Source organism: Paenibacillus sp., assembly GCF_035645235.1.
In the GTDB taxonomy this organism is placed as follows: Bacteria; Bacillota; Bacilli; order Paenibacillales; family YIM-B00363; genus Paenibacillus_AE.
Window position 1 is genome coordinate 1 of the sequence record NZ_DASQMZ010000172.1, and the last position, 21,479, is coordinate 21,479.

General features: G+C 57.8%; 18 protein-coding genes and 1 riboswitch. Of the genes, 3 read left to right on the forward strand and 15 right to left on the reverse strand.

The features are described 5' to 3' along the window. The 5 genes from VEZ38_RS16630 to VEZ38_RS16650 form a co-directional block, all read right to left on the reverse strand. On the reverse strand, positions 1 to 112 hold a 112-nt coding region (locus VEZ38_RS16630; RefSeq protein WP_324895449.1), incomplete at its 3' end, for an aspartate 1-decarboxylase. Between the two features lie 359 nt (positions 113 to 471). Next, positions 472 to 1,341, reverse strand: a complete 870-nt coding sequence (locus tag VEZ38_RS16635; protein ID WP_324895410.1) for an AraC family transcriptional regulator — start codon at positions 1,339 to 1,341, stop codon at positions 472 to 474. A 175-nt stretch (positions 1,342 to 1,516) separates the two neighbouring features. Beyond that, positions 1,517 to 2,515 (reverse strand): inorganic phosphate transporter, encoded by a 999-nt coding sequence (locus VEZ38_RS16640; RefSeq protein WP_324895412.1) that lies wholly within the window; start codon positions 2,513 to 2,515, stop codon positions 1,517 to 1,519. Between the two features lies 1 nt (position 2,516). Next, positions 2,517 to 3,137 carry a DUF47 domain-containing protein gene (locus VEZ38_RS16645; RefSeq protein WP_324895414.1) on the reverse strand — a complete coding sequence of 207 codons (621 nt, stop codon included), beginning with the start codon at positions 3,135 to 3,137 and terminating at the stop codon, positions 2,517 to 2,519. Positions 3,138 to 3,278: 141 nt separating this feature from the next. Beyond that, positions 3,279 to 3,833: a hypothetical protein gene (locus VEZ38_RS16650; RefSeq protein ID WP_324895416.1), complete on the reverse strand. Its 555-nt coding sequence runs from the start codon at positions 3,831 to 3,833 to the stop codon at positions 3,279 to 3,281. Positions 3,834 to 3,939: 106 nt separating this feature from the next. On the opposite strand from VEZ38_RS16650, the gene VEZ38_RS16655 reads away from it, so the two are divergent. The 3 genes from VEZ38_RS16655 (at position 3,940) to VEZ38_RS16665 (ending at position 7,935) form a co-directional block, all read left to right on the forward strand. Next, positions 3,940 to 4,854 carry a phosphatidate cytidylyltransferase gene (locus tag VEZ38_RS16655; RefSeq protein WP_324895451.1) on the forward strand — a complete coding sequence of 305 codons (915 nt, stop codon included), beginning with the start codon at positions 3,940 to 3,942 and terminating at the stop codon, positions 4,852 to 4,854. A 105-nt stretch (positions 4,855 to 4,959) separates the two neighbouring features. Then, positions 4,960 to 5,051, forward strand: a riboswitch (cyclic di-GMP riboswitch). A gap of 70 nt (positions 5,052 to 5,121) precedes the next feature. Further along, positions 5,122 to 6,957, forward strand: a complete 1,836-nt coding sequence (locus VEZ38_RS16660) for a FapA family protein (RefSeq protein ID WP_324895418.1) — start codon at positions 5,122 to 5,124, stop codon at positions 6,955 to 6,957. A gap of 3 nt (positions 6,958 to 6,960) precedes the next feature. Next, entirely contained in the window at positions 6,961 to 7,935 is a 975-nt protein-coding gene (locus VEZ38_RS16665) for an HD-GYP domain-containing protein (protein ID WP_324895420.1), read from the forward strand. A gap of 125 nt (positions 7,936 to 8,060) precedes the next feature. Here VEZ38_RS16665 and VEZ38_RS16670 read toward each other — a convergent pair whose 3' ends face one another. The 10 genes from VEZ38_RS16670 to VEZ38_RS16715 all read right to left on the reverse strand — a co-directional run bounded on the left by VEZ38_RS16670 (position 8,061) and on the right by VEZ38_RS16715 (position 21,359). Continuing rightward, positions 8,061 to 8,381, reverse strand: coding sequence for a cupin domain-containing protein (locus tag VEZ38_RS16670; RefSeq protein WP_324895422.1), 321 nt, complete (start codon positions 8,379 to 8,381; stop codon positions 8,061 to 8,063). Between the two features lie 69 nt (positions 8,382 to 8,450). Beyond that, positions 8,451 to 10,172 (reverse strand): hypothetical protein, encoded by a 1,722-nt coding sequence (locus tag VEZ38_RS16675; RefSeq protein WP_324895424.1) that lies wholly within the window; start codon positions 10,170 to 10,172, stop codon positions 8,451 to 8,453. A gap of 82 nt (positions 10,173 to 10,254) precedes the next feature. Then, positions 10,255 to 11,913 (reverse strand): extracellular solute-binding protein, encoded by a 1,659-nt coding sequence (locus VEZ38_RS16680; RefSeq protein ID WP_324895426.1) that lies wholly within the window; start codon positions 11,911 to 11,913, stop codon positions 10,255 to 10,257. 130 nt (positions 11,914 to 12,043) lie between these two features. Next, positions 12,044 to 12,991 carry a carbohydrate ABC transporter permease gene (locus tag VEZ38_RS16685; protein ID WP_324895428.1) on the reverse strand — a complete coding sequence of 316 codons (948 nt, stop codon included), beginning with the start codon at positions 12,989 to 12,991 and terminating at the stop codon, positions 12,044 to 12,046. 31 nt (positions 12,992 to 13,022) lie between these two features. Continuing rightward, positions 13,023 to 13,976 (reverse strand): ABC transporter permease, encoded by a 954-nt coding sequence (locus VEZ38_RS16690; RefSeq protein ID WP_324895430.1) that lies wholly within the window; start codon positions 13,974 to 13,976, stop codon positions 13,023 to 13,025. 158 nt (positions 13,977 to 14,134) lie between these two features. Next, positions 14,135 to 15,241: a glycoside hydrolase family 88/105 protein gene (locus VEZ38_RS16695; RefSeq protein ID WP_324895432.1), complete on the reverse strand. Its 1,107-nt coding sequence runs from the start codon at positions 15,239 to 15,241 to the stop codon at positions 14,135 to 14,137. Between the two features lie 41 nt (positions 15,242 to 15,282). Further along, positions 15,283 to 16,362, reverse strand: coding sequence for a glycoside hydrolase family 88/105 protein (locus VEZ38_RS16700; RefSeq protein WP_324895434.1), 1,080 nt, complete (start codon positions 16,360 to 16,362; stop codon positions 15,283 to 15,285). Positions 16,363 to 16,457: 95 nt separating this feature from the next. Next, positions 16,458 to 18,095, reverse strand: a complete 1,638-nt coding sequence (locus VEZ38_RS16705; protein WP_324895436.1) for a response regulator — start codon at positions 18,093 to 18,095, stop codon at positions 16,458 to 16,460. Continuing rightward, a complete protein-coding gene (locus VEZ38_RS16710; protein ID WP_324895438.1) occupies positions 18,070 to 19,881 on the reverse strand; it encodes a sensor histidine kinase in 1,812 nt (603 codons plus the stop codon). The genes VEZ38_RS16705 and VEZ38_RS16710 overlap by 26 nt, the downstream gene beginning before the upstream one ends. A gap of 125 nt (positions 19,882 to 20,006) precedes the next feature. Continuing rightward, positions 20,007 to 21,359 (reverse strand): DUF455 family protein, encoded by a 1,353-nt coding sequence (locus tag VEZ38_RS16715; protein ID WP_324895439.1) that lies wholly within the window; start codon positions 21,357 to 21,359, stop codon positions 20,007 to 20,009. Between the last annotated feature and the right edge of the window lie 120 nt (positions 21,360 to 21,479).

The following is a 21,479-nucleotide window of genomic DNA, read 5'->3' on the forward strand; positions in this document are numbered from 1 at the left end:
TATTGGCGGCGCGCATCAGCGCGGCATCGATCGTCACGCTGCCGACATAGTTCAGGTTCGCCTCCGTCACCGTCGCCCGGTGGATCTTCCCCTTGCACATCAATCGAAGCATCGGGCTACCTCCTTTTTCGCACGCAAAGCCTAACACAACATATGGAACGGGTCGGAAAAGGGGTTGGGCCGATCGGCAATTTCATTGCTTGGCCTCGGCAAACGGAGAAATGGCAAGAAAACGGAGATAACATCCGCATCACGATGGAATAAACTGCGGCAAAAATTTGCGGGCTTCGCTCGCCCATTCCGGCGAAGGCATGGAGGAAAACAGAACGGTCGTTCGGGAATCTCCCCGAACGACCGTTCTTCGTGTATGACGTGAGTCGTACTACTGGTCTGCATAGTTCTTATGACTACGGGACTCCCCGTCTCGTACTGAGTTAAGGGATTCGGGTTAGAAAGAGGCTCCGCATCTCTTTACTTCTTTACGATCGGCACCCATACCTCGCATCGGTAGTCCGCCGACGTCGTATCGCCCGCCGGGTACACCTCGAGCTCCGCGCCGGCCGCGTGCTCGTAGCCGGTCGCCGGGAACCACTCCTGGTAGATGCGGCGGAACACGTCCTGTATCGCGCCTGGCAGCGGGCCGACGGACGTAAACACCGCCCACGTCGCCGCCGGAATCGTCCGCGTGACGAAGCCGTCCTGGCCTTGCGCCCGCGCGGCGTCTTCGATCTCCGCCGCGATCAGGTACGTGAACTCGTCGGAGCCCGGCGTCATGTCGGCGATCACGCCGAGCACGTTGCCGTCCGTCGACAGGCCGGCAAGCCGCTTCACGGTGCCGTCGGCATTGCTCGCCGCCCAAAACGTCGGGATCTCCCTCGAGTTTTCCCCGCCCGCGCATGTCGTGCGATACGCCTTGCCCGCGACGACGAACGCATCTTTGTCTACGATCTTATAATCCATATCCTTATCCCCTCTCAGCGATAGATGGAAGGAAAGGCGGGGGAACGCCTTCAGCTTCGCCCCGGGCTGCCGCGCCTCCGACGGCGAAATGCCGTGGATTTTGCGGAACGCCTTGGCGAACGATTCCGGCGAGTCGTAGCCGTATTTCAGCGCGACGTCCACCACCTTGACGGGCGACATGGCGAGCTCCTGCGCCGCCAGCGTGAGCCGCCGCTTGCGCACGTATTCCGCCACGGTCATGCCGGTCACCATAAAGAACATTCGTTGATAATGGAACGGCGACGTGAACGCCGCCCGAGCGACGTCCTCGATCGCGAACGACTCTTCGAGCCTCCGCTCGATCCATTCCAGCGATTCCGTCATCCGCCGAATCCATTCCAACCGCTTTCCCTCCCAACTTTCCTTCAGTGTAACGGGGATTCGGTTCCCGTTCCTGTCTTCCCGTGCTCCGCGGGGACAGCCTCGTCCATATCGCCTATGGTACCGCACGCGAAGCGGAGCGGGAAGACGAACAAAAAAAATACCGCTGCGGACAGCGGTATTCGGACGGAGCCCGTTATAAAAACAACAGATCGATCGCCTTGTACGTGGCGCCCGCGAGGAACGCCGAGATCGGGATCGTGATAAACCACGTCATGACGATTTTGCCGGCGACGCCCCAATTCACGTCGCGGAACCGTTTCGCCGCGCCGACGCCGAGAATGCCGGAGGTCACGACGTGCGTCGTGCTGACCGGAAAGCCCGTGACCGTCGCGGCCAGAATGACGGAAGCGGACGTGACGTCCGCGGAGACGCCGTTCGCCGGCTCGATCTTAAAGATCTTGGAGCCCATCGTCTTGATGATTTTCCAGCCGCCGACCGCCGTACCGAGGCCCATGGCCGCGGCCGCGGATACTTTGACCCACAGCGGCACCTCGAGATCGGTCTGGAAACCGCCCGCGACGAGCGCGAACGTAATGACGCCCATCGCCTTCTGCGCGTCGTTCGTCCCGTGCGTAAAGCTTTGGAAGCACGCGGTCACGACCTGCAGCGCGCGAAAGTTTTTGTTGAGCCGGTGCGGGCTGAAGTTGGCGAAGACGAAATAAACGAGCTTCATCACGATAAAGCCGGCGACGAAGGCGATGATCGGCGAACAGAGGAGCCCGATGATAATGCTGGTAAAGCCCGAAGCGTTGATGCCCCCGAGCCCGGCCGCGGCGACGACCGCGCCGGCCATCGAGCCGATCAAGGCGTGGGACGACGACGACGGGATGCCGAACCACCAGGTGATCAGGTTCCAAGCGATCGCCGCGATCAGCGCGGCGATGATAACGATCAGCCCGTGTTCGAGCGTCGCCGGGTCGGCCACCTTGCCGCCGATCGATTTCGCGACGCCGGTGAACGTCAGCGCTCCGACGAAGTTGAGACTCGCCGCGATGAGGATCGCGTTCCGCGGGCTGAGCGCCCGGGTCGAGACGGAGGTGGCGATGGCGTTGGCCGTATCGTGAAAGCCGTTGATGAAGTCGAACGACAGCGCCAGGGCGACGACGATGACGATAATGAACAGCGGCTCCATATTATGAGTAACGGAGCAGAACGCTGTCCAGAATGTCGGCGACGTCCTCGCACGAGTCGGTGGTCGTCTCCAAGCGTTCGTAGATTTCTTTCAACCGGAAGTCGTGATACGGGTCCTTCGGATTCGTGAAGATCGCCCGGATGCCTTCGCGCATCAACCGGTCGCCCTCGTTTTCCAAGCTGTTAATGGCGACCGAATGCTCCCGGATCTCCTGGTATTTCTTCTTATCGAGCAGCTTGAACGCATCCACCATATGCTCGCACGATTGGACGAGCACCTCGGCGAAATCCTTCATAATCTGGTCGGTGAACGTCACGTTCAAGTAATCGAACCGCGCGATCGTCGCCTCGATGCCGTCCATGACGTCGTCGATCGTCGTCGCAAGCGTGATAATGTCCTCCCGGTCGAGCGGCGTAACGAACACTTGGTTGAGACCCTTGTAAATCTGGTGCGTAATGCTGTCGCCCTTATGCTCGAGCTCCTTCAGCTCGTCGACGTACGAAGCGGGCGGCTTCTCCCCCGTCATCGCCTTGCGAAACACGTGCGACGCTTCCAAGCTGTTTTCCGCGCTCTGAATCAACAACTGCAAGAAATTCGTATCGCTTTTTTTCTTGAACAGCAACTGAATTGCCTCCTACCGTCCGGGGACGAAAATGGTCCTGCCACCATATTGTCATAACACAATTCGACGATCTTCGGCAAGGAGCAATTTACGAAAAATTAATATTTGTTTTCAAGCATTCCCGCGCCGCGCCGTTCGTTGTTAGGTCCCTGCGATCGGAGGGTACTCGCTAAGCTTGCCCTCGTACACGAGTCGCAGCCGTTCGTGGCCGCGGAAGTCGTCCGGCGTCACGAGGGCGGGCAGCTTATTCCACAGCCGAATGCCCGAACGCTGCAGCATTTCGGCGACGAACTGCGAGCAAAAGTACGAATTGCTGAACTCGATCGGCTCGTTCAACGCGACGCCGAACACGCCAAGCAAGTTATACAGAAACCGTCCGCGGCGCCGGATGAACAGACGGAGGACGCGTTTCATTTTCTCGACCTCCCGCTCCGTGACCTCCAGCTCGTAAATGACGCAGGTCGTGTTCGGATACTTGCTGTACGTGCCCGTCTTGACGTCCTCCCGCACGAACCCGCCGTTCAGCGGGTTATTCGGGTTTTTCCGACCGAAGCTGTACATCTCCGTCAGCTCCCGATCGAAGGAAATCGACGCATGGTTGTACGGCGCCTTCGTATAGGTTTGAATCGACTTCGTGAACAAGGTGCCCGTATTCGTAAGCAATATATAGATAGACCGCGAGCGCGTCTGCTTCATCGCGAATCCCCTTTTCTTCATTGAAAATGTTTGACGTACTCCCATTATGCCGTATGATTAATAGGATTCCTATATTTTACCGATAAGTTGGTGTTTCGTCATGAGCATGAACAGCGAGATGTGGACGCTCGCGGCCGTCTTCGCGGCGCTGTCCGCCGTGCACGCGGGGTTTTGGGTCGTGCGGAGGACGCAGCCGGACAAGGACTTCGCATCCATTTCGCACCGGATCAATATGTGGTGGGGGATGTTTTTTATTTTCGCGCTCGCGACGCTGTTCCATCCGATCGTGTCGCTGCTGTCGTTGATGACGCTGGCCTTCTTCGCGCTCAAGGAATATTTTTCCATGATCAAGACGCGGAAGGCGGATCGGCGCATTTTCCTATGGGCGTATTTGTCCATTCCGATTCAGTTTTGGTGGATATACATCGGCTGGTACGGCATGTTCGTCGTCTTCATTCCGATTTACGTCTTCCTGTTCTTGCCGTTGCCGCGGCTCCTGAATAAGGGCACCGTCGGCTTCCTCCGCTCGGTCAGCTCGACGCAATGGGGACTGATGCTCATGGTGTTCGGGCTCAGCCATCTCGCGTTCTTCCCGTTCGCTTCCCCCGAGTTCGGCCCGGGCCTCGTGCTGTTCCTCGTCGTGCTGACGCAGCTGAACGACGTCGTACACGCGCTCGTCTCGTTGTACTTCGGCAAGCGGAAGGTCGTGCCGACGGCGAACCCGAACCTCACGTGGGAAGGATTCGGCGTCGGGCTCGTCGTCACGACCGCGGCTTCGTACTTGTTATATCCTTACCTGACGCCGCTCGACCCGGCGTTCGGCTTTTGGTCGGGCATGCTGATCGGCGTCGCCGGCTTCTTCGGGAGCTTGACGATCTCCGTGCTGAGGCGCGACCTGCTCATCGGCGAAGACGGCAAAGCGGAGACGCGGAAGGAAAGCCACCTCAGCCGGATCGACAGCCTGACGTATACGTCCCCCGTCTTTTTGCACGTGATCCGGTATTTCTTCGACTTCATGTAGGGCGTAGGTCATATGGCTTATTGACTAAATATTTATCTATCTTTATAGTTAGTATATACTAACTTGACGACGAAAATCGACTCAACCGTTTATCATTCCTTCTACTTCGACAAGCGGCAAATCCGTTGAAAGACGGAGACGCAAAGCCTCGGGCCTAAGGGTTGCGCGAATCAACCTATGGCGGCTGGGTTACCGAAAAGTAGGGATACGCCATGACTATCCCGTTTTTCGGGGTAGTCTATTTTTTTACGGGAGGTCGGCGAGAGCATGGCTCTATCTGAGATTGAAATTATGAAACTCATTCATACGCTGGACGTGCATCCGCATGCGGAACCGCTCGACGCGGCGGACGCCAAGCCGGAACGAACGGCGGAGCGCGTCGCCGTCGACGGACGCCGCATCGTCGTCAGCCCGGAGGCGGAAGGCGTAACGCTCTTGGAAGCGCATGCGCCGATCGCGCTGCGCGTGAACGGCCTCCCCGTCGAAGGGCGCGCGGCGGTGACGGCGGAGGACGAGATCGAGTGGGACGCGAAGCCGCCGGCGATGTTCGACATCGATATCGCGAAGGATCGAATGAGCGTCTACCTCCGGGTACACCACACCGTGCAGCGGTTCTGGAAACCTGCGATCGAGCGGGTCGAACCGAACTTGGTCCGGCTCATGCCCGAGCTCGCTCCCGACGCTGCGGGCGAGCCGTTGACGTCGGCCGACGTTCGCACCGCGCTGCACGACCTTCACCTGGTTCGCTACGATATGAAGCGAATCGAGGAGGAGCTCCGGGCGCCGACGCACGAGCCGATCTTGATCGCGGAAGGCATTCGCCCCGTCCCGAGCGTCGATGCGTCGGTGGAGCTGTTGTTCGAGGAATCCGTGCAAAGCAGCTACGAGGAAGTGAACGGGCACATCGATTTTCGAAATCACCTGAAAATTCCATGCGCGAAAGCCGGAGAAATCGTCGCCCGCAAGAAGCCTTGCGTCGAGGGCTCCCCCGGGTTCGACGTCTTCGGGAATAAAATCGAGCCGTCCAGGCCTAAGGACGTCGCGATCGTCCCGAAGCAGCATGTCCGCATGACGGCGGAGGGCGACATCGTCGCTATGAAGGAAGGCAGACCGCGAATGACAGGGGGGAGAATTAAGTTTATCAGCATTAACCCGTCCTACGTCGTGCCCAACGACGTCGACTTAAAGACAGGCAACATCTTCTTCTCCGGCGACGTCATCGTCTATGGCGACGTCACGGACGGCATGGTCATCGAGGCGCTCGGGAACGTGTACGTCGCGGGCGGCGTCTTCAACGCGACCGTGACCGCGACCGGCAGCATCCGCGTTCGCGGCAACATCATCGGCGGCAAGCTGTACTCCGGGCACTTCGGCGTGTTATACAATCGGCTGTATAACCACGCGAAGAAGTTGAACGAGACGCTTCAGCTGCTTCGCAACGCCGCGTCGATGCTGTTCTCCCGGCTCGAAGCCCAAGGGAAGACGGTGCCGGAAGGCCAAGCGTATCAGCTGCTGGCGGACTCCAAATTCAAAGACATTCCGGCGACGGTCAAAGAAATTATGTCGAGCATCGCGACGATTCAGACGCTGCAACGCAATCATCTGGAGGAGACGAAGCAGAAGCTTACTGCGCTCCTCCTCCCTTCTTGCTTCCTCAAGATCGAGCCGGTCGCGTATTTGAACGAGCTGCAGCGCATGCTCATCGACATCGCGGATTCGATCCAGCGGTGCGAGGAAACCGATGTCGCGCTCGACATCTCCAAATGCCAGCTGTCTACGCTCATGTCGAACGGCGACATTCTCGTCCGGCAGGAAGGGGTTATCCAAAGCAATCTCTACGGTAGAAAACACATCGTCTTCTATCAGGCGAACGCGGTATGCAAAGGCTCCACGCTCGAGGCCGGGCATACGCTGTCCGCGTCGATCGTGGGCGGCGCGCATGGCGGAGCCTGCGTGCTGAAGGCGGGAACGAAAATCCTCGTTTCGAAAATGTACGACGGCCGCGTCTTCATCGGTCGTTACTCCCAAGAAATACTAGAGCCGTTGGAGCATGCCGTCATCACGGTGCGGGACAACCGCCTGACCGTCGAAGGGCAGGGATGATCCATGATCGGCAAACGGCTGAACAAAAATATACTCGCCCCTTCGGGGGCGCTGTTGCTTCCGGAAGGAACGATTTTATCTTCGAGGCATCTGGAGCTGCTTCGCGAAAACGGCGTTCCGCCGACGGCGGACGACATCGAGGACGTCGCCCCGATCGGCCCCGTCCTCGAGAAAGCCGTGGAGGAGTGGAGGCACATCTTTCGCGCCGCCCGGAATTCGGACCGCGTGTTCCTTCGGAGCATCGCCGAGCAAGCGTCCGTCAGCGTCCGCGCCATCGCCGAGTCGTACGATTTGCAAACGATCTTATCCGGCCTGCTGGCGCACGACGACTATACCTACCGGCATAGCGTCGCGGTTTCCGTGCTGTCGACCGTCATCGGCAAATGGATGGGTTACCCGGAGGACCGGCTTCGCGCCTTGACCGTGTCGTCCCTGCTGCACGACATCGGCAAAGCGAAGGTTCCGCCTCATATTCTTGCGAAAACCGGGCGTCTGACGCCGGAAGAATACGAAATCGTCAAGAAACACACGACGTACGGGTACGAGCTTATTCTCAAGGTGAACGGTTTCAGCCAGGAGCACGCGATCTGCGCGCTGCAGCATCACGAGCGAATGGACGGCACCGGCTACCCGTTCGGGCTGAAAGAGGAGACGCATCCGTTCTCCCGCATCGTCGCCGTCGCCGACGTGTTCCATGCAATGTTGTCGAAGCGGCCGTACAAGGAGCCATCCCCGTTTTATCAGGTCGTGAAGGAGATGCACGACGGCGCGTTCGGACGCTTCGACCCGGAAATCGTCGGCGTCTTTTCGTTGCGCGCGATGGAAGCTTTGATCGGCAACGAGGTGCGTCTCTCGAACGGCCAGACCGGCCGCATCGTCCGCGTACGCCGGGACGAGGTGTGGAAGCCTCTCGTGCAATGCGGGGGACGCTTCGTCGACTTGTCGCAGGTTCCGTCGCTGCATATCGAGCGCGTCTGAAGTCGGGGGACGCGATTATACGCTGTCGACGAAAAAACAGGCGGGCCCGAGGTTTCGATCATCCTATCGAACCTCTGACCCGCCGAAGAGCGGAAATGCGTATGACCCGGAATCGCCGCCCCGGTTTAGGCGCGCCCCAGCAGGTCGAGACGCAGCGGAGTGAAGGCGTCGAGCAATGCCGAGGGCTCCAGCGCGAGCACGCCGTGTTCGGCCCCGCCGGGAATGACGATCGTGTCCCCGGCTTCGAGCACGGTCGTCTTGCCGTCGACCGTGAACTCGATGCGCCCTTTCAGGCAATAGCTCATCTGCTCGTGCGGATGGGAATGCACGTATCCTCTCGCGCCCGCCTCGAAATGAACCTCCATCATCATGATCCCTTCGCCGGGAGAGAAAATTTTCCGCTTCACGCCCGGCTCGGCCGGTTGCCACTCATGTAATACCGTCATTGGGATGTCCCTCCTGGAATCGGTTTCTTTCCGATTATACCCGATTCCGGGACGGCTCCGCTTTCTTTTTCAATCGCGCCGCTCCGAACCCGCTCCGTCATCCCCGCACCGCAGCCGAATCGTGCGATCGGTCGGCGTCGTGAAATTCATCGTCAGATGCTGCGCCTTCCGCATGTGCGAATCGTTCCGCATCATCACCTCTTGATGCTCTACCGCGCCGCCTTCGATCCGGATCCAGTCGGCGCCGTTCCGGAACAACGCCGCCCCCGCCGTAAGTCGATGCAGGTTCGGCTCCAACTCCTCGAGGGCATCGGCCGTAATCGTCCCGTTCAAATCGAACGAGGCCGTCGCTTGCAGGAAGATGCCCGCCCTATCTTCGGATCGGAGGCGAAGGTCCGCCCCGTCGTCGTACAACGTAATTTGCAGCTCGATCGGAACCGTAACGACGTTGGTCCGCTCTCGCAGATGGTTCGGCATATCGATATACGAGCCCTTCGCAGCCCGGTAATGCTCCTCGGGCAGCGGCTGGAAGTAACTTCCCTTAAGCAATATTTCCATCCGGTACGTATCCTCGGACAGCTTGTGAATGCTTGGGAAGGCGACGCCGCCGATGCCGAACCAGCCCGCCGAAATTTTTAGGCCGAGCAGGCGCGCCGCGCCGTACTGCAGATACAGCATCTCGGGCTGGCCCGCCATCGCCGTGACGCTGAGCTTGCCGCGCCGATGCCGAAGCACGGGCGCGCCGTGCGGATGCTTCAGCAGCGGACCGTGGTACCAGACGTCGTCCGGCACCGGCGTGCTGCGGTTTTCCCCGAACAGGACCGTGTACGAATCCGGCGCTTCGTCTCCGCCTGCTTCGGGCAGCGTCATGTTCTCAGGCTCTACCATGTAGTGAATGAGCGGCAATGCGCCTTTCGGGGCCGTTCGTTGGGCGACGCGGGCGAGCGCCGCGAGCTCGGGGTCTTGGAACCGATTCGCGAGCAGATGGAACGCCACGTAGTAGCGATCGTCCATCTTCATTACGGCGTTATAGTCTTGGCGGCCCGAATACTCGGTTACGATCGTGTCCCCCGGATGAAGCATATATTGCGTCATGCGGAGGGTACTGCGCGCCGCGTCGAGCGACGGCTCGTGCCCGAACGTCACTCCGACATTATAGAGATGGTATGCGCAGATCGCATTGTAAATCGCGTTGCTTCGCTCGGTCCATTCGCCGTACTCGGTAATATCGAGCCCTTCGTCCAGAAATTGGAATGCGCGCTTACGAAACTCGTCGCCGCCGAATATCTCTTCCATCTTCGCGAGCGCGGAAGCCATGACCCACCGGTGGTTCGGCGTGTGAATGCCCCCCGTCAGGAGGCACGGCTTCGCCCGTTCAAGAAACAGACGGATGCGCCCCGTGATCTCTTCGATCTCCGGCGAGCCGTACCGCACGGCGAGCTGGAACACATACGCCGCGAGATGCGACGTGAACGACGTGTCCGGAGGCGAATCGATATTGCAGTTGGCGAGCGACACGCAGCCGCTCGGATGTTGCGATGCGAGGAAGGCGGCGGACGCGACATCCATCAGCGGAATCAGCTCCTCACTCCGATAGAAACGCGAACTCGGATGACAGTAGAGCGGCAGCAGCGTCGCGAGATTGCCCAGCCCCATGTACTGAATGCCGACGACGTTCCCTGCCGTCACCTTCGCGCGGTATTCCTCGAGTTCCTTTTCGATTCGTTCGTCCAAGCCCTGAATAATACTCTCGATCTCTGCGTTGACAGGAACTTCATGCTGGCTCTCCATCAAATCATACCTCCCGATTAGGCGCGGCGCCGCGATGCGATGTAGAAAAGGGACGTGCGGATTCCGCACGTCCCCTCCCGCGTTATTGCTCAGCCCACGATTTGTAATTCATAGCCTTCAGCGCTTCCGTTACTTCCGCGTCGTATTCGCGTCCGCCGTTTTTCTCCCAACCGGACACGACCGCTTCCCATTCCTTGTCGAAATCGGGGGCGATGATCGCCTTGGACAACGCTTCGTACAGGTACTTCGTAATGTTGACGAGGCTCTTCTCGGCGACGGGACGCGGCGTATCGATCAGCGGCTGCGTTTTCCCGTGCTCGGTGAAATTCTTGTAATACGCCTCGTACACTGGAATCATCTCGGCCCGATCTTCCGGCGTTTGCTTCGAGTACATAATCTCCATTTGCTCGGCCGTCGGGATGCCCATATAACCTTGCGTCAACAGATTCAAATCGGGCAAATACCAAGCCAGTTCCTTCGCGTTCTTATCCGGGTCGATCGCGACGCGAACGCCGTTTTGCACGGAATAGTGCTCGCCCTCGATGCCGGATTGGAACAACGTGATGTTTTTCGCCATGAAGTTCAAATACTTCACCGCTGCAGCCGGGTTCTTAGAGGACTTCGGGATGATGTTGTACAAGCCGTAAGTGCCCGCCAAGTTCTGGTGCTGCTTGCCGTCCGGCCCCTTAAGCGCCTCGAGCGTAACCCACTTCGCGCCGGGAACGGTCTTGCGGGTTTGCACGGTCATTTGACCCCACGGATCGTCGTTCGACTCCGTGAATCCGGCCGTACCGGTCGTAATGTGCTGAATATATTGCTGATTGTTAATGTCGGTTACGAATTCCTTCGAAATCAGGCCTTCCTTGTACAGACGGTTCATCCATCGGAAATACTCCTTGCCTTCTTCCATTGCGACGGAGGAAGTGAATACGCCGTCCTTGAAGTTGCCGGAAGCCCAATACATCTCGGTATGAGGACCGTCGTTCAGTAGGCCGAAGCCGTACATCGGACCGAAGAAGAAACCCCTCATGCCTTGGTTGATCGCCGGAAGCGCCCACGGCACCACGTTTTCTTTGCCGACGCCGCCCGGATCTTGCTCCTTGAACGCTTTCAATACCGTGTACAGCTCTTCGATCGTCGTCGGCGCCTGCATGCCGAGCTTGTCGAGCCAGTCTTGGCGAATTTTCATGCTCGCGCCCGCCGCCTGGTTCATCCGAAGCGCTGGGATCGCGTAGCGGACGCCTTTATACGTGCCTGCGGCTTCCATCGCCGGACCCGCCACTTTCACGATGTCCTGGCCGTGTTGCGCGATCAGGTCGTCCAGCGGCGTCAAACCGCCTTGTTCCGCCCACTTGAATACGGCGTTTACGTCGTATGTGATCAGGATGTCCGGACCGCCGCCCGAAGCCATCCATGTGCTGTTCTTCTCGCTCTCCTGCGCTCTCGGGAGCGGGACGAACTCGACGTCGAGACCTTCCGTCTTCGCCAGTTCGACAATATGCTTAACCAGCATGCCCTCCAAAATCGGCGTTCCGTCGGGAGCGTTGGAGCGGTCCCACAGCGATACTCTAACCTTCTCCAGTTCCTTCGGCTTTTCCGGCGCCGCAGGCGTCTCGCTCTTTTCCGCGCCGGCGTTGCCGCTGTCGCTCGTGCCTGTAGAGCCCGTGTCCGTGGAGCCCGAGCCGCCGGAGCCCGCGCAAGCCAACAACGTCGTCGCCATGAGAGCGATTACAAAAACCAAAACCAGACCCCTCTTGAAACGCAATTTCATTTGGTTGAACCTCCCTGTGGTTTTTCAGACTTTTATATAACCGATATCCGGCTTGCCGCCGGATACCGGGTCGTCTGCGTGCGTACGTGTCCAACGCGTCTTATCCTTTGACGGAACCGAGCATGGCGCCTTTCACGAAGTACTTCTGAAGGAACGGGTAGACGATCAGGATCGGCGCGGTGGCGAATACGACGACCGCCGATTTCAAGGACTCCTTGATTACGTCCAGTTGGTTCTCGATTTGCAGCAATTCGATCGACGTATTCATCTGCGACAGCAGCAAGATGTTCCTGAGCTTGACTTGTAGTGTGTGCAGATCCGGGTTTTCAATGTAAAGGACGGCGCTAAAATACGAGTTCCAATGACCGACCGCGTAGAACAAGCCGATCGTCGCGAGCGATGCCCCCGACAGCGGAAGCACGACCCGAACGAGATACTTGATATTTCCGCACCCGTCCACGATGGCCGCCTCCCGCAATTCGTCCGGCAACCCTTGCATGAACGTTTTCATAATAATGACGTTGAACGCGCTGATCAGCGACGGAATAATGAGCGCCCACAGCTTATCCAGCAACCCCAGCTCCTTCACCAGCAAAAAGCTCGGGATCATGCCGCCGCTGAACAACATCGTAATAATCATGTAATTCATGAAGTATGCTCGGCCCTTCAAGTCTCGGCGCGAGAGCGGGTAAGCCGTTATGATCGTAAACAACAAGTTTAGCGCCGTTCCCACGATCGTTATGAAAACCGTGACGAACAAGGAGCGAATGACCGTCTCGTCGGTAAGCACCGTGTTCATCGCGTCGAATTGAAATTCGACCGGCCAAAGCACGACGAGACCCGATTGGATCGCCGTATTGCTGCTGAACGCGTTGGCGACCGTGTTCAGGAACGGAAACATGCAGAGGAAGGTAACCACAGTGACAGACAAATACATGGTGCTATTGAAAATGATATCCGGCAACGAATATTTCCTTAACGGTCGGACGCGCCGGGGCGCGGCGGGTTTTCCGTCCGAATCGACGGGCGCGCGTGTGAACATGGTCATGGCCGCTCTCCTTCCCTTAGCGAATTTTCGATTACCAAAGCCCTTCCCCGCCGCGCCGCTTCGCTAAATAATTGGCGCCGAGAATCAAACCGAGGTTAATGACGGATTGCACCATACCGACGGCTGTCGTGAGGCCGAATTCGCCTTGCTTAATGCCTACGGAGTAGATGTACGTACTAATGACCTCCGCCACTTCCATGACGACGGGGTTCGCCATCGCCAGCGGCTGCTCGATGCCGATCGAAACCATATGGCCCACGTTAAGGATCAACAGGATGACGACGGTAGGCAGAATGCCCGGAATGGTAATGCTCCAAATTTTTCGCAGCCGGCCCGCGCCGTCGATCGATGCGGCTTCGTAGAGCGAAGGATCGATGGCCGTCATGGCCGCCAAGTAGATGATCGTCCCCCAGCCTGCGCCTTGCCAAACCGTGGTTAGCGTATATACGATGACCCACCACGTATTGTCGGCCATGAAATAAATTTCCGACATGCCGAATTTGCGCATGATCTGGTTCACGATGCCGTATTGCGGCGAGAGCACGGCGTACACGATGCCGCCGAGCACGATCCAAGACAGGAAGTGGGGTAAATATAAAAGCGATTGCGAAATGCGTTTGAAGTACTTGGAACCGATTTCATTCAGCATTAAAGCGAGAATGATCGGAGCCGGAAAGCCGACCACCAAGCCCAGCAGGTTCAGCATGAGCGTGTTGCGGGTCATCTCCCAAAATTCAGGAATGGAGAACATTTCCCTGAAGTTTTCCAACCCGTTCCACGAGCTCGCCCAGATGCCTTGAAATATGTTGTAGTCCTTGAAGGCGATCAAGAGCCCGGCCATCGGAATGTAGGCAAAGATTAGGAAAAAGACGAAAGCGGGTACTAGGAGCATGTACAGATCGTAGTTTTTACGCAGCTCCTTCAGGGCCGGTCTCTTGCCCGTGCTTGCCTTCATTTTTACGGACGTCGTCGTTTGTGCGCTCATTGCCACTCTCCTTTCCGTTAGTTTCACTATACAGGGGAATGTAAGCGTTTTAAATTAGGCTATTTTGTCTTTTTATTAGTTTTCTTTACGTCAATATTTTCAACGTTTTAACGCTAAAAACCAAAGGAGCGCCCTCTTCGGGCGCTCCCCGTATGTTATCATTCGTAATAGTGTTTCAAACTCTCGACGAGCATCAGCAGCGTCATGGACTGACCGTACGGCATCGGGCATCGAGGGATATCTTTGTAAAACTGCTTGGTTCTGCCCATGCGGGTGCCGTAGGAAACGCCCTGCACCGCGCCGTCCTCGTCGATGCGCCCGATGACCGCCTCCAGCGCCTTCAAACCGCAGGCCCGATAGCTTTCGCTCAGGTAGCCTTTGCGTATAGCCTTCAAGATGCCGTACGCGAACCCCGCCGTCGCGGACGTCTCCTCGTAGGACGTCGGGTCGTCCAGCAGGGTGTGCCACATGCCCGACGGCGCCTGCAGCTCCGCCAGCTTTTCGACTTGCCGCTCCAAAGACGACAGCAGAAACATCTCTACGCCGAACGGAAGCTCGGTCATATCGAGATAGTCGACGAGCCCGGCCGTATACCAGGCGTTCCCTCGGCCCCATAACGCGCCGGCGTAATGATGCCGCTCCTCGAAGGACCACCCGTGCATAAAGAGGCCGGAATTCGGGTCGGTCAAGTATTTCAAATGAACGAGGAATTGCCGAATACTTTCCTGCACATAATACTCCTTGCCGAGGAGCATCCCCATGCGGCCTACGAGGAGCACCGTCATGTACAGCGTGTCGCCGCGAAGCTCGTTTCGACTTTCGTTGTCCACGGCGTTGTGAGCGATTCCAAATTCGGGCGTGCGCGGCATCTCGTCGACGGCGTAAGCGGTCCATTCCTCGCAAATGCGCAAATATTCCGCTTCTCCGGTCTCCTCGTAGAGATAGCTAAGCGTCAGGAGCGGACACATGGTATTCACGTTTTTGCCGGGCAGGCCTTCCGCGATTCTTCGTTCGTACCAGTCGACAAGAAACTGGAGTACGGCGCGGTCCCCCGTCTCTTTGTAATACAAATAGAGGGAAAACAAGCCGACGCCCTGCGACCAATCCCACGTGTCCATCGTGATGATGCTCGCCGGCGTATCCTCCTGGATCGTCGCGTCAAGCCGCTGCATCCGGCCGATGACTTTTCCGATCAGCGCTTCCGTCTGCTGCTTGTACAACAGTCGCGAAGGCAGCTTCAGCGCCTCCGCCGCAATCGGTTCCATGCACACCCCTCCTCCGGCAACCTTCCGGACGGTTACAACCCTTAAGAACGTTCGAAGTGATTCAAACTCTCGACGAGCATCAGCAGCGTCATCGATTGGCCGTACGGCATCGGACATTGGGGGATTTCCTTGTAAAATTGCTTCGTCCTGCCCATGCGGGTGCCGTAGGATACGCCATGCACCACGCCTCGCTCGTCGATTCGCTCGACGACCGCTTGCATCGCCCTCAAACCGCAGGATAAATATTGTTTTCCGATGTACCCTTTGCGCACGGCCTTCAGAATGCCGTAGGCGAACCCTGCCGTCGCGGAAGTCTCCTCATAAGACGTCGGGTCGTCGAGCAGCGTATGCCACATGCCGGATGGCGCCTGCAGCTCCGCCAGCTTGCTCACTTGTCGTTCCAAGGAGGAGGTCAGAAAATCGCGGATGCCTTCCGGCACCTCGAACATGTCGAGATAGTCGACGAGACCGGCGGTGTACCACGCGTTGCCGCGCCCCCAGAACGCCCCGGCGAAATTATGGTTTTCTTGGAACGTCCAGCCGTGGTAAAACAGCCCGGTGCGCGTATCCGTCAAATACTTCAGATGCACGAGAAACTGCCGGATGCTCTCTTGCACGTACCGGTCGCGCCCGAGGACGACTCCCATCCGCGCCATGAACAGGACGGTCATATATAACGTGTCGTCCCACAGTTCCCCTTCGTTCGGGCTGTCGACGGCCGTGTGCGTAATGCCGAATTCGGGCGTGCGCGGCATCTCATCGGCGGCGTAAGCCGCCCACTCCTCGCAAATCCGCAAGTAATCCGGATTTTTCGTCTCTTCGTATAAGTAGCTTAACGTAAGCAGCGGACACATCGTGTTGACGTTCTTTTGGGGCAACCCTTCTTCGATCTTCCGGTCGAACCATTCGGTCAAATATTGAAAGATATCCTTCTCCCCGGTCTCCTTATAATACAAGTACAAGGAAAACAATCCGACGCCCTGCGACCAATCCCACACGTCCATGGAGATGATGCTGTCCTTCGTATCCTCTTGGATCGTGACCTCCAAGTTTTTCATGCCTTCGATGACTTTGCCGATGATTTCCTTGACGCCCGATTTGTCCCCTAACGTCGCCGACATTACGATCCCCCTCCGTTCATGGTGCGTGCCTAATCGTTCTTTACCAATGTAAACCCGCTCCAGCGCCATTGCTATAAGAGAAAATTGCGCTTTTATTAGTTATTTCGACTTTGATTTTTGAACTCCTTGGGGGAGCAGCCTTCGACTCTTTTGAACACTTGATAGAAGTAGGAATAATCCGGATAACCGACGATTTCCCCGACCTCGTTCACCTTGTATTTGGGGTCCCGCAGCAGCCGCTTCGCCGCTTCGATTCGCGCGCGCGCCACCAAATCCACGAAGTTGATGCCGGTTTCCAGCCGGAGCAAGCGGCTGACATAGCTTGCGCTGATGCCGAATCGGTTCGCGACGGAAGACAGCGTAAGCGGCTCGGCGTAATGCGCCTGCAAATATTCGAGAATGTTTTTGACGATCAGGCTGTACCCCTTTTCCTCCCCTTTCAGCTTGCCCCGAATCGTCAGGACGAGCTCGGTCATATAATCGGACGCTTCCTTCAGGCTGCTCATCCCGTAGATGTCCTCGAGCAGCAGATCGACGCTGCGGCCGAGACCGAGCTCGTCTCCCGTCGTCCGGAAGTAATACCGCGCCGCGGCGAGGCAAATTTCCGAGACGAGCCCCTTGGCGACGGTTATATTGCCCTCTGCGTATAACCGAATTTGCTCGACGATTCGTTCCGTCTCCGCGGCGACTTCCTCGAAGGGCATCGATTCGATGCTCTTCTCGTATTTCTCGATGTCCTGCATGATCGAGGATTTCGTCCGCGCGCGTCCTCTCTCGCCCTGCCCGTGCTTGGCCGACAGCACCGACTCCTCGCTATGGAAGAAGCCGGAATCCAGCAGCTTGCTCGCTTCGAGATAAGCCTCCTGCATCTCTTGCACGGAGCGATAGACGGAGCTGTAGGCGGCGCGGAAGCTCAAACCCGTCGTCCGCTCCGCTTCGCGAATCCATTCCTCGGCGATCGCGGCAAGCTTCTGCCCGGTTTCCCGCACGGCAGGCACGCGCTGCCACAGGCAAGCGATGACCAAATCGCCGCCTCGCCTTCCCGGAATGGCGTCCAGCCCGTCGCGTTCGCACAGACGGACGGCAAGCTCCGCCATCTCCTCCTGCCGCTCTCGCCATTCCGCCCCTTCCGACGACTTCTCGAGCGTCGGCCGGAACGCCAGAAGCGCATAACGGCAGAAGGCAATGCGAAGCTCCTCCATCCGCCTTCGGCTTTCCTCCGGCCCCTCCGACCGGCCTTCCGTCTGCTGCTCGAACCAGAGGCTCCGCATGGCGCGAAGCGACGAGGCGTGCCGCATTTCCAGCCGGGTTACCTCCTGCAGCAGCAGCTTCGCCTGCTCCCCTTGCCGCCGTTCTGCATCGATTTCCTCCACCGCCCGTTCGATCACGCGCGTTAATTCCGCGTTTTGGAACGGCTTGACGATAAAATCGAATACCCCCAGCTTGACCGCCTGCTTTGCGAATTCGAACTCCTGATAGCCGGTGAACAGGATCGTCTTGGACTCCGGCAAATGAGCCCGCATCCATTCCGCCAGCTGCAAGCCGCTTTGCCCCGGCATATGAATGTCGGTCACGACGATGTCGGGGAGCCGTTCGGCGAGCAGCGCGAGGCCTTCGTTGCCGTCCCCGGCCTGTCCGACGACTTCGCAGCCGAGCCGTTCCCAATCGATCGTCTGGACGATGGATCTGCGGATAATCGGCTTGTCGTCAATCACCACTACGGATTTCTTCATAGTTCTCGCCCTCCTTCACAGACGGCAGCCGGATTAAAATGGTCGTGCCTTCCCCGGGATTCCCGGATATATTGATCCCGTACCGTTCCCCGTACAGGATGCGCACCCGCTTGTGTACGTTCATCAGTCCGACGCTTGTATGATTCCGTTTCTCCGGCACGGCGTCGATCCGGTTCATGACGCGGTCGATTTCCTCCCGGCTCATTCCGATCCCGTTATCGGACACCTCGACGATCAAGTCGGTCCCGTCGGTTCGGGAAGCGAGTCGGACGACCCCCTTGCCGGGCTTCTGCTCGATGCCGTGTACGATGGCGTTTTCGACTAGAGGCTGCAGAATGAATTTCGGCACGAGGCAGTCCATCAGGTCCTCGTCAAGGTCGTATATGATTTCGATGCGATCTTCGTACATGAAACGTTGAATATCCAAATACTTGGATATATAGCCGACCTCGTCCTTCAGGGTGACGACATCGCTCCTCTTGCCGATACTGTCGCGAAGCAGCGCGCCGAGCAAATAAATCATGTCCCCGATTTCCTCTTCGCCCTTCAGCTTCGCCAGGCTCTGGATCGACTCGAGCGTGTTGTACAGAAAATGCGGGTTGATTTGCGCCTGCAGCGTCTTGTACTCGGATTGCAGCGTCCGGAACTCGGCGTCCTGCTTCAGCAATTGTTCTTTGTAGAGCGTGTTCACCAATTCGTTGATCTTCTCCGTCATGGAGTTGAACCGCTCCGCCAAGATGCCGATTTCGTCCCGGCTCTTCGGAACGATGGCTTGGTGCGAGAAATCGACGGACAGCCGGCTCATGCTGTGCATCAGCAGCCGAATGTTTTCCGTCATACGCTTGGAGATAATCACGGAGGAGAGGAAAGCGAGCAACAGTCCGGCGATCAATACGGTCACCGTCCAAAATTGGATGACCACGGTGCCGCGGGTCTGCTGGTCGACGGAGACGATGTGCACGATCTTCCATTTGTCGTTGGGCATGCGGAGGACGGAATAAATATAGTCCTCCCCTTTGAAACGGAACAAGGTCGACCCGCTTCGGGACGCCTCGTACATCCGGTTTTTTAGAAAATGAGCGTGCAACCCCGGGACCGGGGATTCCGTAATGATCGGTTCGTTGGATTCGTTCAGGATCAACATGCTGCCGTCCGTCAATTCGTTGAACGACGTGTAGAGACTCCGAAGGTAATCGCTGTCGATGCCGACGACGACCGTGCCCGCGTACACGCTGCTACGGATGCTGTAGAGCGACTTGGCCATGAAGACGAGCCCGTCGTCGGTTCCGGGAAGCCAAATCGCGCGGCCCCTCGCCTCCTGAACGGCCTCTAACGAGAACGTTTCCGGCAGCCGCTCCTCCGAATTCAGCCCGTTCCTTCGTTCGAGGAGGTGCCGCCGGCCGCTGGCGCCGATCAGGAGCACAGACTCGTAGTACGACTCGGATAGGAGGAGCTCCGCCATGTAGCTGCTGGCGTACCGGCTTTGCAGCAGCTGCTCGATTTCGAATTGTTGGCTGCCCGCTTCCCCCGATATGTTCATGCCGGAGCTCGCGAAAAGCTGGAACACCTGCTCCTCGATTTCGCGGGTACGGTTATCCAGATTGATGCCGACCTGCTCGTTCAAGTAATGCGAATACTCGGCGATATTTTTGTTGATCGTCTTGACGGACACCTGATAAATCACGATCGCGACCGGCAGGACGGTCAAGACGATGACCGCCGCGAACGAAAGGAGAATTTTGTTCTGCAGCTTGAAATTATGAAACCGGGAAATCCAGGAGAGCATGTCATCACCTATATCGCTTGGTAGATTCCGGTTTGCGTTTGCGCGGCGGCATCAAAACGAAAGACGGCCGTTCCCCTCCGATTCGTCGGACGGGAAACAGCCTTTAATATAAGCGCAGCGAACCTTTAGTATTTGTCGTAAACCAAGTCCATCGTCGCAAACCCGCAAAACTCGGGGAAGTTATCCAGTACCCCGTTGATCTCTTCCTGAGCGTAGCCCATCTTTTGAAGGTGCATGCGCTTGGCGGTACGTTCGACGGTGAGCGCCGTGACGAGATCGTCCATGTGTTCGTACAACTTGGCGCCCCACTTCTTCCCGAAGTTTACGTGCAGCCGCTCGTCGGCGATGTCGTACTCCGATTGAACGGAGGATAGAGGGTCCCCGTGCTCCAGGAACGCGTCGATCGACTTGCGCTTCTTAATGAACGAGCAAGGCTCCATGACCATCGTCAAGGCCGAGTAAAATTCAGGGAAGACGGTCTTCACGTTGTCGGCCGACAGCACCGTCGGCGGGTGCCAGGAAAAGTCCTCGGTGCGGTACCCCATCTGTTTCAGCCGCCTTACGCCCATCTGGCTGTGCCGCACCTCGTCCCAAGTGTGCCGGGCCATATCGCAGTAAAACTCCATGGGCATATGAAGCACACCGTAATACAAGTACGTCATCGTCTCGGCGGCGGACATTTCGCTGGCGTTAATGAACACCATATGCTTGACGCTGTCGTACGTCGGAGACTTGGGATCGAACATCGCGCTCTTGTATTTCTTTAAATCGACCAGCGGGTACCGCGGATCATGCGCCGGCTTCGACGGAATCGGTCCCGCCGGACGATCCGTCGGGTGTCCCGGCCATTCCGGCTTCGCCCCCTCCGGGCTTCGCGCGATCGCCTCCATCGTCGACCATACGCCGCGGACGTAATCTTCCCATCGCACGGCCGCCTCTCTGCGCTGCGGCTCGTCGATCGCGGCGTAACGAACCGATTCGGCGTACCATCCCGTCAACTCCGCGCGGTCGACCTCGATATGCTTTAACCGGTCGAGCGTCGGCGCGTCCAGAATCGGGTCGAGCCGCGAAGCGAGTCGGCCGTACTTGTCATATAGCTGCGCAAGCGCGTAGCGATACCCGAGTGCGAAAGCTTCGGCGGACGGCGCCAGCGACAGTCTTTGGAACGCCTCGCCGACATGCCCCGGCGTCCACGCGCGTCGCCCGATTCCCGGACCCGGCAGCTCGTTGATGCGAGCTTCGAGCAGCTTCATATGCTCCGTATGAAGATAGCTCATCCGTACGAGCTGGCCCTTCACGTCCCAATCCGGGAAGCCGGACACCCAGCCCATCGCGATTCGGGAGCACTCGAACTCGAGCCAGAACAGCTCCTTGAGCAATGCGTCGGTATCGATCGGACGAAGAATGCCTTTATGCCGCGTTCGCTCTATCTCTAGAAAGCTGTAATCGTTAAGATCTACTATTATTTCATCTTTCATGCGGATCACCCCGTGGCTGCGGAATCGTCTTGCTGCTTTAAGCGTATCAGGGACCCGTCTTTGCAAGCTAGCATAATCCTCCACAACGTGTGGTACAATCGTCCGCAACCGCTTTCAACC